Below are 14,523 nucleotides of genomic sequence, written 5' to 3'. Positions count from 1 at the left end.
TTCTTACTGTCTTCCCGATTCAACAAAAGTTAGCTAACGATGAGTTTTGATTGGCCATATTAAAGTGCATTATTTAATCTACAAAAATGACACATGAAAACACCTATACAAGCTGAGAGGATTACTATAGTGATAAAACAATCCGTTTTATATGTATATAAAAAAGCTTCAAAAATTTAACCTTCACTACAAAACTATAGGATACCTTATCACAAGCTATATTGATTAATAGTAATCTTTACCCTTATTTTTATCATAGAATTTAAGGCACCTGGATGCACATTTAAAGTATTCATCACTATATGCAACATCACATAACGTTTCTGTGGTTATAGTTAATGTATTCTCGTTAGAATACCAATTATCAGGAAATAAGGTTCTACAATCTCCAACCTCATCTTCAACAACATTACCAGCGAGCTTGTACAATATCTTCCTATCACATAGAGGTTTACTGCTGTAAGTAATATTTTGAAGTTCAAAAGCATTCATATTTTTAGCATTTGAGAAGTCTGATCCAACAACTATTGCACACGTAAAATTAACATTACTTAAAACAGCGCGGGAAAAGCTTGATTTTATTATTTTCGCCACACTGGCATTAACATTGGTCAAATCTGCGCTTGAAAAATCAGATCCATATGATAATACGCCTTGTAGATCAGAATCTCTTAATATTGCTCCATAAAAATTTGTATATCTCAGCCATGCTCCACCAAGAGATGCACTTTCCAAATACGCATGATTTAAGTTCGCTTTCTCTAAGTCTGTGTGTTTTAGGGCCGCCTTTACGAACGCACTCTCACTTAAATCTGCTCCCTTCATATTCGCATCTGTTAAGTTTGCTTGATAGAAGTTAGCCGACTTAGCTTGAGCATTTGTTAGATTGGCTCTCATCAAATTTGAAAAACTTAAATTTGCCTTATTTAGGTTAACACATGCTAAATTTGCGGATTCCAGAATGGCATCAGTTAGGTTGGCCTCCTTCAGATTTGCGCATTTAAAATTAGCTGACTTTAAATTAAATGAACTTAAATTTGCCCCCTCTAAATCGCCCCCGCTAAAATCTATCCCTTTGAACATATTATCTATATGTGACAGCATTGAAAGATTTGAAACAGAGAGAAACTTTAACACCTCAGAATTCTTTGGCCCATCCATATCTTTTATCACAACTTTCGTTAGAGCTATAGCTGCATCAAGCGCAGATTCTGCTTTCTCTTTCTCTTCTGGATGTAACTTATCACATCTCTTCTTAAGATTTTTTTGTTCATCTTCTCTATCTTTGGCTCTTTGTTGTTGTTTAGCTGTTTCAAATTTTTTGCTAATTCTCCCCTCTTCGGAAACTTCTCTTTCTTTTGCTCTATCTTTTTGTTCATATTTCTCTTTTTTTTCTTTTCCTTTTTGCTCCAATATCTCTTGCTGTTTAACCACTTCTTGCTGTTTAGCTAGTCCCTTTTTCTCTAATATTTTTTTTTGTTTAGCCAACTTTTCTTTTTGAGCTTCTTCATACACTTTTTTAATCACCTCTTGTTTTCTCATTTCTTTTATTTGACTTTCTTCGGTTCGTTTATTTAATACGCATATCAAGTTGCTCCTGACTAAAAGGTCAGTCATTGTATTTAGATAATTTATTAGTCTGTTTTGTTGAACCCTTTCTTTTTCAATCTCCTTCTGTTGATCAATCCTTTTTTGCTCTATTTTATCCTGATTACGTTCCATATGAATAGTGAAATAAAACCCCATTAGTGCTAGGGCTATGGGAACGATTAGCAATTGCAGCCACTCCCATAATGTGCGATCTTTAAGTTCCATCGTTAACCAAAGCCATGTCTTTTTCATAGCGAAAAGCACCTTATATTGTATACATATATTTTCATAAAAAACGTTGGTAAGATTAAAGATAGAAATAAATTAGACAGGTTTTACAAATTAAAATCTTGAAAAATAGTTTAGCTCCAAAGAGAATTATTCGTGTAAATTTATCCCATGATTTATATCTATCGATCTATTCCTTGACAATCAAATCGAACATTCGATATCGAATCGTAGCCACCTCGAAGAAGTTATTCTTTTTATCTTGCAAAGTTAATTTGGCATCTATAACAAATTGATATTAATCATCTTATCAATATTTTTACTAACAAGGTGGCTAACCAACTAACGTCGATTTCCTTTAACAATATATCTGTCCCCAAGATATACAAAAAAGTACTAACTGATTAACCTACTGTCTTGTACATAAGATGAAAATATACTCTCTTAATTTTCGTCTTAGCTAATTTACTTTGCTTTTTGCACAGTAATACTCAATTGATCTATATGAAAAAGCAATAAACTGCTATTCTTTTTCTTAATATCCGAAGATATTATGATCCTTATTTCTATCAGCTTTTGTTATATACTTTCTGTCTCTAAAAGTAGTTGCAATTGTCATGTAAATGTGTGATGAGGTATACGATGACTAATAATTCACACCATCCTTTTCATCCTATTATTTATGTCCGTGGTTTTGCACTTACTCGATCTGCTATTGAGGATGCGGTAGCCGACCCTTATATGGGATTCAATACTGGGTCAACTAAAATGCGGCGTGCTGTTGATGGGGGATTTAAGGCCTACTATTTTGAGTCACCCCTTTTAAGGCTGATTAGTGAATACAATTACGAAGATGTTCTTGAAAATGGAGAAGACTTAGTAGTGGGAGAATGTGAAGACAATCCCATTCCGTATCGTTGTGTTGTTACATATCGATACTATGAGGAAGCATCAAAAGACTTCGGAGATGGAAAAACTCCATCCATTGAACATTTTGCTGCAGGGCTAGGTAAACTTATTCTCCTGTTACGAGAGAAAGTCTGTTCAAATAAAGTAAACAACGTTAATAAATCGAACTTTAAAGTTCACCTTGTAGCCCATTCGATGGGTGGGCTCATTTGCCGCTCATTCTTACAGAATGAAAGTTTAAGCACTCATAATGCCCGCAAAGCAGTAGATAAAGTTTTTACTTATGCTACCCCACACAGTGGAATAGACATACGAATTATACGTAACATACCAGGTTGGCTATCTTTCGGTGACGCAAGTAATTTTAACCGAAGAAAGATGGCTGATTATTTTAACTTAGATGATACCTCCGATGTCTCTCTTGTTGAAAATTTTCCGCCCGATCGAATATTTAATTTAGTCGGAACTAATTCAGATGACTATACAGTACTAGGAGGAGGCTCCTCTTGGGCTGTTGGCCCCGCAAGTGATGGTTTAGTACAAATTAAAAACGCAACAACTCATGGATATGATCAGAATGGTAAAAAGGTAGCCTCCCCTCGAGCGTTTGTACATCGCAGTCATTCTGGACATTACGGTATCGTTAATTCCGAAGAAGGATACCAAAATCTTACCCGCTTTCTATTTGGTAAATTACGTGTTGATGGAATTCTTGACATTGATAATTTAACACTACCAGAGCCATTAAAGGAGGCTCACGATAGAGGTAAGAAAATAGAGGCCGCTTATCAATTTGAGGTTGCTGTGAGTATACGTCGTTATCAATGGCAAGTTACTCGCCGGATGGTGAGTGAAAATTCTGAAATATTCCGCAAATATAATGAACTTTTTAGTAAGGGTAATAACTCAAAACGTGTTCCTAATCGCTCCATGAGCCCGCATCTCTTTTCCGTATTTCTTGACCCGGAAAAAAGTTCAGACTCAGATCTTGAAATCGATAACGAACACTCAAACTCAGTTTGTTTTGCAATTGATTTAAAAGTTATGATGCCTGACTATGAGGTAGACCATGTTCTTTTTATGAAGCGTCATTACGAAGGAGACTTCATCTTTCGCAAGCTGATACCCATTGAGGCGGTTCCGAACGCTAATGCACCTGGTGGTTGGCGTATAATGTACTCTGATAGGGAAAATACCCTTAGTATGAATCCCAAGCCTTTAGAGGCCACTGCGATTAAAGATGGTGATACAGTTTTGGGTTATAGTTATAGTATTCCAATTAAACAAGGGTCTCGACCTGGGATTACCGGGAGCTTGAAACTCGAAGTTCGTCCCTGGATATGAACTTACTAGACTTACTGTATTTCAACACAGTTAAGATTTTACGTTGAAATCTGTGACCATAACCCAAAATATTACGTTGACATTAGCCCCACCTCTTCTTTTTTTAGTAGTTCTAGTTGCTCCAAAGCAACCTTTTCCCATATTCAGCATAGATATGATCGTATTTACGAATACGTACGCTTAATTCCTCTATAATGTAAAATTGCATTATCAAAATTTCCTGCCGCTACGTAATTTTAGGTCATATGAAAATGTCTATCTAATTCTATTTCTTCTATTTCACCTGATAAATTTAACTCCAGACTGAGCTTCCTCTTTAATTCCAATAACTTTAGGATTCAGTTCAATCCACTACATCTAAGTAGCTATTTTCACTTCATCGGTAGCCAACAAGATATACAGTCACCAACTTAATAGTAAGTGGTAAATCATGTTTTAAGCGACTGCTCCAACCTCAAGAAGCGCGTGCTAAAACTCCTTGACATACCCCTCAATTTTTCTCGCTATGTCCATTCCATTTATAACTTTTCTGGCATGATATTAATCAACTAACTACCCTTTATCTGGGTTGTCAATATAATATTTTCTGCGCTTTTCCACTAAAAAACCCTAAGAACACTCTATAAAAGAGAAAAAAGTAACTCTTGGGTGATCCTCGCTTGGATTTACTGCACCAGCTGCAGTAGCTTGGTATAGCATAGTGTTCGCTAAAACCTTTTCTCATTACGACTGAATCCAATTATCGTTAAGACCAAGTATTTACTTGGTTCCGTGCCCTTGGTGGTAGGGTCACTTATATAGATTTTGTCAACATTAGAGTGCTTGGTAGCTTTCTCAACCAATACGAAATTCGGGATTAGTTTGGTTGGGCTCATAAAGACCCAGCCCAATCCTGAATGCTCTTCCCACCTGATCTTAAAAGCTACATTGTCTAGATCTAAAGGGCTGGCATAAGTTAGTGCGCGTTGCAAATCAACAAGAGAATGATCAAACGCTGAAGTATCCAAAGTGACAGTGACTTCCATCAGAACTTTCCTCGCTGCCTTTCCTGCAGTTTTAATCGCTTATGATTGTAAGGATTGATGTAGTTATTAATACACCAGAAACGTCAAGCCAGCTTATCTGCAAGCCACTCGGCAAAACTGCCCACTCCAATAACAGCGAGATAACCTATCTTTTCTGTTATTTCCTTTACCGCTACCTGGAAAGTCATGGCTGCTTCCAGGTTTTGATGGCCTTCTCAGCGCTGCGCCCCACGACTTAGCCACCGAGGCCGATTTTTGCTATCTCCAGGAGAGCAAGGGTCTATTTCTTGTCGAGGTTTGGCGCTGGCCACCCCAGCAGGGTGCCACGGTCAGTTCTACGAACTTGAACATTGTTAGCTATCGCCAATTTCTCTGTATCCATGAATCACCTTTAGCTTCCTTAGTAATCACCTGAAAGGCCTACTTAAGCTTCTCCAGGTTCATCGTAATTAGCTTAGTCCACTTCAGTCTTGAGACGATTAAACTCACTCTTGTCAGGAAGTGCATTATCCATGGCTTTTCCAAAAAGGTCTAAAATGGCAGAAATAGCGGAGAGTATCTGTAGCTCCATACTGTAGGGCGGCTACACTCGCCTGAAATAGATTCGGGGTCACCAAAGTATAAAAATTGTGTATTTTCAGGGAAAAATAAACTGCCTCAAAGGCCGATTTAAGGAGGAGTTCTTATTTACTACATTAGAATTCGACAGTTCATTAGAGATTAATTATTCCACAGTTAACTGTAAACACTGACAGCTTTGGGATAAATTTACATCAGGATTTTTTTGCACCAAAGATACCACGCTACCGTCTTATCTATTTTGAGCTTTTACTCATAATGCACACCTCACTCACAGATATTCGCCTTTGGCGGAATGCCATACTTCTCCATTAGTTTAGCATATTCACCACTACTACAAATTTTTTTCAGTCCCTTATTAAAATCGTCTCTGGTCTTACAATCTTTAAATGCCATCTTGAACTTAGTAACAGGTAGGTGAAGTTTGTGAAATTTCACTTCTTCCATAGAACGCTCTTGTTTATCGGATAGTTTAACGGATAGTTCACGGAAAATAGCTTCGTCCATGATAGTTACTGAAGCAGGATCTCCCCAAAATAATTTAACTTGAGTGGGTGAATCGTCTGCCTCGATGTACATTTTTTTAGCATCAGTTTGTTTAACATTATTTGATTTTTTTTCATTGGCTCTCAAAGCTTCGGTAATGCGATTAAATTCAGGACCCAGGCTAAGATGAGCACCTCTCCAAATAATGATTTTGTGTTCAGCAAGGTTTTCCACACTTTCTATTTCATATGCTTTTCTTTTGTGACTAATCACAGAGTTCACAAAACCTATATAGTTTTTTGAATAATAATAATCATCAGGATTTTTATGTGTAACCCCCTCAGTTGCATTTGCTTCAACATTTGCAACTCCATCTTTGATGGCTTCCGAGATTTTCTTCCAGGGCAACTGTACAAAAGTTACTGAATACATAGGTAGGGATCTCTTTATTACCTCCACCTCGAATCCTTCCTTTGCATGATTTTCTACATAAGGTGGCGTATCAAATTCAATGGCAACTTTTAAGGGCTTCCCCAGAGCCAATTTATCCGCCGCGAAAGTAAATAAAGTACAGCCAAGTAGAATAGCGAGCATGAGTAGCTGCTTTAAACTAATGTTTTGCATATCAGCACTCAGTAATAACCTGGAATTTTGTGAAGATTTAAATAGTAGAGTAGGCTAAGATATTGGATCCTGAATTCTAATTAGACAATAACTAGCACCAAACTCCACCAGTACAGTAATTTTCATGTCAGCCTTAAATAACATCTGTATATATTAAATAAGATGTCTAAAATTACTCCCTGAAGTCATTGAAACCTCTCCTACATTCTGAATGCTATTTAAATACTCAACTCAATGACTTGGCATAAAGTCCTAATAATGGCGACTGACTTTTAACCACCGTAACAACATCCTGCAGGTCCCATCTACGGAAGTAGCGAAGCCAGAATACCTTTAACTCAGCCTCTACCTTATCCTGGCTTTTGCACCCCTTTACTGCTCTAAGGACATATTCACTATTGGTTGGCACCCTCTTCCCGTGCAAAGGCAACGATACAAGGCAAAATACCAAAGCCCCTGCCCACCCGGGATCAGCTTTGGACTACTCCCTTTTAAGCTCTTAACACCAGAAAGCAAACAAGCACACTTTCAAGCTATATTTAGCATGCTCTTGAAGCAATCTGGAGCAATATGCCTGGGAAATTTTTATAGCTCTGGTTTATTCAATCACCGTTACTTGCAAGGGGCCCAGACGCCTCTGTAGGCGGTTCCAAAACTTCACCGACTCCTAATCCCGGCGTTTATTGCCGCACCCCAAGACTTTACGTGCATGACGAATATTTACCGGGCGTCCATTTACTTCACGCAAGACACAGTCATTGACACAAAATAATGCGTACTGGCCAACCCTCTCTCGCGGGAGTGACTCTTTCCACTTATCAAACTCAGACATTAAGTACTGAGGTAACATCGCTCGCTCTTTGATTCTTGAGTCTGTACGGAGATAGGCGGCCATACCCCAGAAGTAAGCCAACGGATTACTATGTCGCAGCTTGGCAACTACACTTTTAATTAAAAGTTTTTCTCACAAGAATCCACAATGAGGTTGCCATTGTCCTTACTTCCCGAGGTTTCTTTAGCGCTTATCTCTGGAGTATTAACTCAACAAATCACTTGATTAGCCGTCCCTTGTAACTCTCCTCGAACTACAACATTCCTGCTCGCCCAGCTCCCATATGAACCGAATTTATGGCCCCATAATTAAGGGCAACTATAGAGCCATCAAAAGCGTATTGCCAAGCTTGTCTAGCACTATCGAATCTCATCTCAAACCAAAAACCAGCCAAGTCCCCCATCACACAGCCTGCGGTATGCTCTCGTAATATTCCTGAAACCGCCTTTCATCCGCGTGTATATTATCTTGGTGATATGTGCCTAGGAATTTAAATGGGTTGGTTTATCTAGTATTGAGCAACCGCCGTATTCGCGAACACAACCTCCACAAGGTGTGTGGACTTAGTGTGGAATACGGCCAGAGGGCTGCTGGGCTTGGTTGTGGAATTCCTTTCGATAACTTCTGGAATGGTGAGCTCTCCTTAGTGATTAGGTTTTATCAGTTGGTGTCCGTCGCAATTTCTACATGACTGAGGCCCAGCACTGACCGACTTCCTACCGTCCAGGGTTCCGGAGCTAAGTACTTTTTGCGCTTTAGCCAGTTGCGCCAGGTGGCGAGCCAATCGAGTTTTACACTCACTGGCCGGGCTAGGATATTCAGTAATCGGGGAAACTATCGGTAATTTCGGGGATTCGGGGATTCGGGGATTCGGGGATTCGGGGATTCGGGGATTCGGGGATTCGGGGATTCGGGGATTCGGGGATTTAAGCCTGGGCGGAGACATTGGCTTCGGTGCGGAATTTTTCCGTTGTAACTCAGTTTCCTGGCAAGCGTGTGCCGCGTTTGGGGTTGTCGTGATTTAGAACTGTGCCTCTCTCTACTGGTTTCTTATTGGTTCAATGGTGAAGGACGCTTTGTACATCGAGTAGTATCGGCAAGGTAACCTACGTCTAAGGCACACAGTCGCCTCATTGATATAGTATTCAACTGTAGTGATAAAAAGAGCCTTGTAGTGTATAGTCTGATCCTGAATTTAAAGGTTTATTTCATATATTTAAAGCTCCCCAAACATTTCTGAAATTAATTTTCAATGTCGCAATACTCTTTAATTGCCGGGCCGCATGGGCAATTTTCCGAACTCTCTTAAATCTCTATTCCTACTGACTTCCATTCATTTTTAGCTGCATGAAAATTCTGCGAATTTGAGAGTGGTAAAATGTGCGCTTTCAACCTCTGAAAATTACATTCCATTGCTATCCCTTTACTCAATCCGATATATGACTGTTAACTCATTGGAGGTTTCTTTATAACACTCTGCATAACATCCCTAAAAATCTCAGCCACCAATTGCCGGAAAGCACCAGCGATAGTAACTAACCTTTTCTCCACCTTTAATTGATACAATTAAATAAAATATATGACACTCCTTCCAATCCTCACTACAACGAATATGGAAGCAACCCAATTCAAAATTGATAACACTGGAATATACATATCACAGAGAATGTAAGTAATTTGAACTTGATAGGAGCTTGAAGGAGAGAAAATTTTGGAAATAAAAAAAGAGCCTACAAGGCCTTTTTTTATTTCTGAGATTTTTTGTTCACATTTTAGTCAACCGGACAAGAGACTGCAGACCTCTTCTCGCAATCCCTTGATAGACAAGGGAAATTTGGTGGAGCTAAACGGGATCGAACCGCTGACCTCAACACTGCCAGTCTTCCGCACACAAAAATGTAACGCTATAATTTTATATGAAAAAACACTGGTTTCAATACTCAATGTCTAGCCCGCCAAACACAAGATACATTTTGACATCAGGGAAAACAGGCTTATTCGCACTCAAGTCGCCACCTTCGGAAAATATCCTACCCAGTCGTATAGGCTGGCGATGTCATCTCCCATTTCTTCCGGATACCCCCCAGGAAAAGAGTCCCCCTGCAAAAGTTTAGATTGTTTCTGAAAATAATTTTATTACCAATTTCGGCTGGAAGATGTTTGATGTGCTTCTTAGCTGCTGAACGATTCCCAAACATTGTTTCTTTTGTGATACCAAAGCATTAAAGGTATCTCTATTGCAGCATATGTGAATAACGTAAACCAAAACCAGTTCAGCTTAAAAAACAAGGCATTAAATTCTTTCCCTGAATTCCAGAACAAGGTGCCAGCTATTATTATCGATATGCCTGATGCAAAAATATCACTAATTGCTAGTTTATTCCCATCTGCCCCTGCTAACTTAGGATAAATCATGAAATATGCAATAAGCACGATAACTAGATTTAGTAGGATGACGATTAGTTCTGGTTCTTTCATGATTCGATTTTCTTTTTCTAGGTAACGCCGCCATAAACGGGTGCCGGAGCAACGCGGAGGTAGTCCAGTGGAGGCCACGTACTTTTTGGCCAGAGTGAATCTAATGGCTTTGTATGGATTTGCCGGAGACATTATACTTTGAGTACTACTGACATTAGGCTAAAAATTAATCTTTCCATCTTTACCCAAAATTAAATCATCAAGTAACTGATCTTTTAATGATTGATTCTTTCTCTCTTTATCAATATTTCGTTGTTCCAACATTCTAGCCCGAGGTGTTTTGCCTAGATCCTGTGCAGCCTCACTGTTTTTAGGAGTGTTTATATATGAATCATCAGACCAAAGATCAGCATGGAGAAGATCCTCTTGGCTTGCACAACCTACCCCACAAACAACCATAAAAAAGGCCATTATAAAAATAACTTTATTACTCATAATCCTCAAAAATCTACTCGATTCATAACGCTTTGCTAAACGGCAGCCAGAACGCTGTGTAGGCTGTCCGGTGGAGTTAGAATTTGACGAATTTTAGCTACCACTAGAGACATGCTTTCTCCCCGTCATTCTTCAGAATCTCTTCCATCAATAAGTTGATTAATTGATTATGTGCATCGGCCCAATTCGGGTTATCTGTTGTTTCAATTATCTTAACTAGATTGCTCTTTATCCTGCTCAGAAAATCACTATCCATATTTTTCATTTTCGAGTTAAGAATAACAGCTCGTAGGTTTTCAGCTAAGTATTCCAAGTATTCCACATCACCAACCTGACCAAATATTTTTGAATATAAAAAATAACGATCAATATATTCATTTTTACAAAAGAGAATTGGATCTGCCAGCATATACAAGTGAAAATCTGACCACATCCATATCTTTTCACTGAATTCCTTTGATTCCTGTTCATTAAATTGATTTAGAACATACTCAATATAAGGAGCGTGACCATTCTCCCACGTACCACAATCATCATCTTTGTGCTCAGAGATATATTCTCCCAATGAGAACACAGGACCTTCAGATACCATTTCGTAACTACCTAGAGAGCTCTAACGCCCGCCGCACAGGCGAGCAACTTGTTGCGAGCCCACAGCGCGAAGCGCGCATTTGTGCCGGCGCTTGTTATAAATAATTTCAACCATTCAGACCGGTACCCATATTATCTTCTAGCGCCTCTCCGACTTGGTGGAGTCCAAGCACAGTAGTATTCTCAGCCGCCCAATGGAGATTACCAATTATTTCCCGAATCTCCGTTCGGTCCATATTCAGACTTAACTGTGCATCGATAGACTGCAACTCCCTAGATAGCTGCATGCAAGTCGCTGCAACAACATCTAACTTCCTTTTCAGTTCTTCAGGTTCCATTTTTCTATTACTTATAACGCTGAGTGCAGGGGCAGCTGGAACGTAGTGTAAGCTGTCCCTGCGCGCAGCGCCCTCGCTACCACGCCTTGTTATGCTTGTTGCCCGTTTTCATAGTGATAATGCTCCTGATTAGCTGACGTAAACCCACCTATAAACTCTGCCGTGCTGTGCTTCTCTTTTTTGGGTTGAAAATATTCGTTTTTAACAGCCCACTCATAAGCACCCGTATCAAGAGGATAAGAGGTAAGAACACCCGTTAGTTTATGAGTTCCAATCCACAGCTCAGCAGACTCTACGCTTGAGAAAGTTCCGCCTGCGAATCGAGCACCAGCGGAATGAAATACCCAAACACACTCTTTACTCATTAATTTCTCTCATAGGCATAACGCCTTGTTAAGCGGCAAACTTTTGTGCAGTGCGACAGCAATGCATAAAAGGCTGTCCGGTGGAGGTCACGCTTTTTTGTGGCCGGAACGCACTTGAGTAATTTGTTAAGTTTACCATGTGCCAAACATCATTAAGACTGGGACTAATGCGAATCTAGTGATGAATACTGGGTACATCAAGTCCTCCCAATCTTCATCTGTTGTAAACTTCATAGTTGCAAGTAAAGCTGCTAGCGATATGATTCCTGCACCATTATTAGGTATTAACGCTGCACACAACCCTGCAACAACACTTGCTAGAATTGGTTGCCACAATTTAAATTCAACCTTGAATAGTTTTAATGCAAGACACAGAATCACCGATCCTGCTACTGCATAAACTAAACCAATTACTATTGGGTCCATTATTACTCCTGAAACTTAACGTCGCGGTAAGCTGCAGCTATGTAGTTGATTGTGTTGTGGCAGCGTAGCGACCGCCACATAAACAAGCGACGGAATAGCCGTCAGTCTTGATCGCCTTGTTGGGTGCATTTTTCGGAACTAAGCCAAACCATAGCATTATAGGTAGGCTGATTGCCGTTTTTACGAATTGTAAACTTCTCGAAGCTGGCCGATGTAATGCGCTCGCACCTCGACTTGAGTGATGCGTTAATTCGTGTGACCAAGCTTGTTGACATCAACGCCTCTTGAAAGGCTGCGCGTAAGAAGACCACCTTAGGATTGTGCATATTTCCAGCCGACGCTAAGGCTTCATTGTGAAGTTCTGGATATTTTGATACTAGGAAATTATGCAGCTCCTTTTGCATTTTAACATCCTCCCCCGATGGGAATGTTCGAAAGTGCTTTAGCCAAACGTCATCAGGAACAAGAGCGATTGCTTCTGAGAGTGAACGCTCTCCCTGATGTGTATCGGAAACCGTAGCCCAGCCATACTCGCTAATATATGTACTCCAGCCAGTACTTTCACCGAATAGTACAGGTGAAAAAATAAGGCTTAAAAGTAATACGAAGATTCTCATATGTACGAGCACCTAACGCTGCCAACAAAGGCCGAGCGCTTTTTGCGAGGTCCAGGCAGCGCGCATTCTGCGCTGCCGATTTTGCTTGGTTTTGTTAAGCACTTACACGATCTCCATGGCTCCGAGGTTCAGAGATAACTAAAAACCTGATTTCACTAGTGCTCAGGTTCATCAGTTGGTGGGGAATGCCTGCTGGAACATGGATGCCTTGGCCTGATTCAACTGTATGACGAACTTCCGATATTTCTATGGTGACGATTCCTGAAAGCACATAAAAGAACTGCTGTGAGTGTTTATGGAAATGCCGAACTTCAGATTCACCAGGGGAAACCCTTTCTTCAATTACACTTAGCTTATCTGATTTTAATAGATGCCAACCGTCAGAGCCGTTTCCCCACTTGTAGTGTTCAGAATTATTCGTATTTACTGGTTTCATGGTTTGATTGCTTAACGCCCAAAGCTGTGGTGCGAAGCATCCACAGCCTTTGCTGGTTATGTTTCTTCGTTTAGCTTTTGTTCAAATTCTTCTTTTGAAATTACTTTTGAATCTATTTCGCTAAAGTTCATTTTTCCTCGATCAGTCCACATTATTTCAGAGCCATCTTCAAGTGATTCATAGATTGGAAGAACTTCTCGTATTCCCTTGAGCTTCCACGTGCCGGGTTTACCCTTATACTCGATTTTCTCTTCATCATTTTTTGCAAACATAAGTCCCTTATCAAAAGCGACTTGTGGAGAGTTTGCTCTTACTAAGTAAGTGTTTTCCCAGACACTTCTATAATCATGGCTTTCCTCGGTATTTTTCTCGAAGGAAAGTATTGCTGACACTAGATACCAATCTACAGGGCTTCGATCTTTCTTTTTCATACTTTACCCTTGGGGAACATAATGGCTACAACAGGGTCGGCTGGAGCGCAGCGTAGGCCGTCCCGCGAAGGGCCAAAGGCCCGTAGCAATCTGATTGTAATTGTTATGTACGTTGCTCAATATCAACTTCACATTCTGCGCCCTTACCGAGCTTACCCGCAAAAACGTACACTATGCCTTTCTTGAAAGTTTGGATGAACTCGTGCTCCGCTTTTTGATGAAGTCCTCCCCTTCGTAGATAGCAAGAAACCACTACCTTATGTTCTCCAGGATCAATGGAAATATTTTTTGTACTATTGAAGAAATCCGATACCTTCTCACCATCAATTGCTTCAATCCGTGTATTGGCTTGGGTTTCTAGTGGAATAAATGACTTTCCCCAAGCATCATTTTGGGCAACCAAGACCGCTTTATTTAAATTCGGTTGATACATCTCTGGAGTCGTAGCACATGCCGCTAGAAATACTGTTAACAATATTACTCTTCTCATTACTAGGGCCTCACCAACTTATCGATTACACATAACGCCTGGCGCAACGGCGAAGCACGTAGTGCTGAGTCCGGCACGCGCAGCGTGCGAATTGCCGCCATTTGTTAAATGCTTTACTGTGATTCATTTGGACTAATTTCTGCTTTAAACTGCCGAAACATTTCTTCCGGTGTTTTTCCATACACAGACAAGAATGCATTACCAAATTTCTCTCCATTTTCTATAGCCCGAAGTAACTTTATACCCCCTCGTGGGTGAATAAACTCATAGAATAGCGATGCTTGGCGATAGTCCATATG

At 40.0% G+C, this 14,523-nt stretch carries 15 protein-coding genes and 1 pseudogene; 1 reads left to right on the top strand and 15 read right to left on the bottom strand.

Annotation, left to right across the window (positions count from 1 at the left end; translation table 11 throughout):
* Positions 1–225: 225 nt before the first annotated feature.
* Positions 226–1,842: a pentapeptide repeat-containing protein gene (locus G367_RS24910; protein ID WP_020412093.1), complete on the bottom strand. Its 1,617-nt coding sequence runs from the start codon at positions 1,840–1,842 to the stop codon at positions 226–228.
* Between the two features lie 618 nt (positions 1,843–2,460).
* On the opposite strand from G367_RS24910, the gene G367_RS0105420 reads away from it, so the two are divergent.
* A complete protein-coding gene (locus G367_RS0105420) occupies positions 2,461–4,071 on the top strand; it encodes a PGAP1-like alpha/beta domain-containing protein (protein ID WP_020412092.1) in 1,611 nt (536 codons plus the stop codon).
* 707 nt (positions 4,072–4,778) lie between these two features.
* On the opposite strand, the gene G367_RS0105415 is transcribed toward G367_RS0105420, so the two are convergent.
* From G367_RS0105415 to G367_RS26590, 14 genes and pseudogenes are all read right to left on the bottom strand, one after another.
* A complete protein-coding gene (locus G367_RS0105415) occupies positions 4,779–5,096 on the bottom strand; it encodes a hypothetical protein (RefSeq protein WP_020412091.1) in 318 nt (105 codons plus the stop codon).
* 846 nt (positions 5,097–5,942) lie between these two features.
* Positions 5,943–6,785, bottom strand: coding sequence for a substrate-binding periplasmic protein (locus G367_RS0105400; protein ID WP_157533362.1), 843 nt, complete (start codon positions 6,783–6,785; stop codon positions 5,943–5,945).
* Positions 6,786–7,452: 667 nt separating this feature from the next.
* The gene (locus G367_RS26015; protein ID WP_157533361.1) at positions 7,453–7,680 is read right to left on the bottom strand and encodes a hypothetical protein; all 228 of its coding nucleotides are present in this window, start codon (positions 7,678–7,680) and stop codon (positions 7,453–7,455) included.
* 2,109 nt (positions 7,681–9,789) lie between these two features.
* Complete coding sequence (locus tag G367_RS0105390; protein ID WP_020412086.1) at positions 9,790–10,095, bottom strand: hypothetical protein; 306 nt, start codon at positions 10,093–10,095, stop codon at positions 9,790–9,792.
* A 159-nt stretch (positions 10,096–10,254) separates the two neighbouring features.
* The gene (locus G367_RS0105385; RefSeq protein ID WP_020412085.1) at positions 10,255–10,530 is read right to left on the bottom strand and encodes a hypothetical protein; all 276 of its coding nucleotides are present in this window, start codon (positions 10,528–10,530) and stop codon (positions 10,255–10,257) included.
* Between the two features lie 103 nt (positions 10,531–10,633).
* The gene (locus G367_RS0105380; protein WP_020412084.1) at positions 10,634–11,122 is read right to left on the bottom strand and encodes a hypothetical protein; all 489 of its coding nucleotides are present in this window, start codon (positions 11,120–11,122) and stop codon (positions 10,634–10,636) included.
* Between the two features lie 106 nt (positions 11,123–11,228).
* Positions 11,229–11,459 carry a hypothetical protein gene (locus G367_RS0105375; protein ID WP_020412083.1) on the bottom strand — a complete coding sequence of 77 codons (231 nt, stop codon included), beginning with the start codon at positions 11,457–11,459 and terminating at the stop codon, positions 11,229–11,231.
* 89 nt (positions 11,460–11,548) lie between these two features.
* A complete protein-coding gene (locus tag G367_RS0105370; protein ID WP_020412082.1) occupies positions 11,549–11,824 on the bottom strand; it encodes a DUF7710 domain-containing protein in 276 nt (91 codons plus the stop codon).
* A 132-nt stretch (positions 11,825–11,956) separates the two neighbouring features.
* Complete coding sequence (locus tag G367_RS0105365) at positions 11,957–12,250, bottom strand: hypothetical protein (protein WP_020412081.1); 294 nt, start codon at positions 12,248–12,250, stop codon at positions 11,957–11,959.
* Positions 12,251–12,351: 101 nt separating this feature from the next.
* Positions 12,352–12,867 (bottom strand): hypothetical protein, encoded by a 516-nt coding sequence (locus G367_RS0105360; RefSeq protein ID WP_245556661.1) that lies wholly within the window; start codon positions 12,865–12,867, stop codon positions 12,352–12,354.
* A 94-nt stretch (positions 12,868–12,961) separates the two neighbouring features.
* Positions 12,962–13,303, bottom strand: coding sequence for a cupin domain-containing protein (locus tag G367_RS0105350; RefSeq protein ID WP_020412078.1), 342 nt, complete (start codon positions 13,301–13,303; stop codon positions 12,962–12,964).
* A 56-nt stretch (positions 13,304–13,359) separates the two neighbouring features.
* Positions 13,360–13,734: a DUF4288 domain-containing protein gene (locus tag G367_RS23150; RefSeq protein WP_020412077.1), complete on the bottom strand. Its 375-nt coding sequence runs from the start codon at positions 13,732–13,734 to the stop codon at positions 13,360–13,362.
* 103 nt (positions 13,735–13,837) lie between these two features.
* On the bottom strand, positions 13,838–14,224 hold the full coding sequence (locus G367_RS0105340; RefSeq protein ID WP_020412076.1) for a DUF2057 domain-containing protein: 387 nt from the start codon (positions 14,222–14,224) through the stop codon (positions 13,838–13,840).
* Positions 14,225–14,337: 113 nt separating this feature from the next.
* Positions 14,338–14,523, bottom strand: a pseudogene (locus G367_RS26590) (hypothetical protein); the annotation flags it as partial.

This window comes from Microbulbifer variabilis ATCC 700307 (genome assembly GCF_000380565.1).
Lineage (GTDB): Bacteria > Pseudomonadota > Gammaproteobacteria > Pseudomonadales > Cellvibrionaceae > Microbulbifer > Microbulbifer variabilis.
This window is presented reverse-complemented; position numbering and strand designations above follow the sequence as displayed.

What these genes read in the sequence shown, in the direction of transcription:
- G367_RS0105380 (WP_020412084.1), bottom strand. Translation starts at nt 11,122, where the DNA reads ATGGTATCTGAAGGTCCTGTGTTCTCATTGGGAGAATATATCTCTGAG.
- G367_RS0105385 (WP_020412085.1), bottom strand. Translation starts at nt 10,530, where the DNA reads ATGAGTAATAAAGTTATTTTTATAATGGCCTTTTTTATGGTTGTTTGT.
- G367_RS0105390 (WP_020412086.1), bottom strand. Translation starts at nt 10,095, where the DNA reads ATGAAAGAACCAGAACTAATCGTCATCCTACTAAATCTAGTTATCGTG.
- G367_RS0105370 (WP_020412082.1), bottom strand. Translation starts at nt 11,824, where the DNA reads ATGAGTAAAGAGTGTGTTTGGGTATTTCATTCCGCTGGTGCTCGATTC.
- G367_RS0105340 (WP_020412076.1), bottom strand. Translation starts at nt 14,224, where the DNA reads ATGAGAAGAGTAATATTGTTAACAGTATTTCTAGCGGCATGTGCTACG.
- G367_RS26015 (WP_157533361.1), bottom strand. Translation starts at nt 7,680, where the DNA reads ATGGCCGCCTATCTCCGTACAGACTCAAGAATCAAAGAGCGAGCGATG.
- G367_RS0105375 (WP_020412083.1), bottom strand. Translation starts at nt 11,459, where the DNA reads ATGGAACCTGAAGAACTGAAAAGGAAGTTAGATGTTGTTGCAGCGACT.
- G367_RS0105420 (WP_020412092.1), top strand. Translation starts at nt 2,461, where the DNA reads ATGACTAATAATTCACACCATCCTTTTCATCCTATTATTTATGTCCGT.
- G367_RS24910 (WP_020412093.1), bottom strand. Translation starts at nt 1,842, where the DNA reads ATGAAAAAGACATGGCTTTGGTTAACGATGGAACTTAAAGATCGCACA.
- G367_RS0105365 (WP_020412081.1), bottom strand. Translation starts at nt 12,250, where the DNA reads ATGGACCCAATAGTAATTGGTTTAGTTTATGCAGTAGCAGGATCGGTG.
- G367_RS0105350 (WP_020412078.1), bottom strand. Translation starts at nt 13,303, where the DNA reads ATGAAACCAGTAAATACGAATAATTCTGAACACTACAAGTGGGGAAAC.
- G367_RS0105400 (WP_157533362.1), bottom strand. Translation starts at nt 6,785, where the DNA reads ATGCAAAACATTAGTTTAAAGCAGCTACTCATGCTCGCTATTCTACTT.
- G367_RS0105360 (WP_245556661.1), bottom strand. Translation starts at nt 12,867, where the DNA reads ATGAGAATCTTCGTATTACTTTTAAGCCTTATTTTTTCACCTGTACTA.
- G367_RS23150 (WP_020412077.1), bottom strand. Translation starts at nt 13,734, where the DNA reads ATGAAAAAGAAAGATCGAAGCCCTGTAGATTGGTATCTAGTGTCAGCA.
- G367_RS0105415 (WP_020412091.1), bottom strand. Translation starts at nt 5,096, where the DNA reads ATGGAAGTCACTGTCACTTTGGATACTTCAGCGTTTGATCATTCTCTT.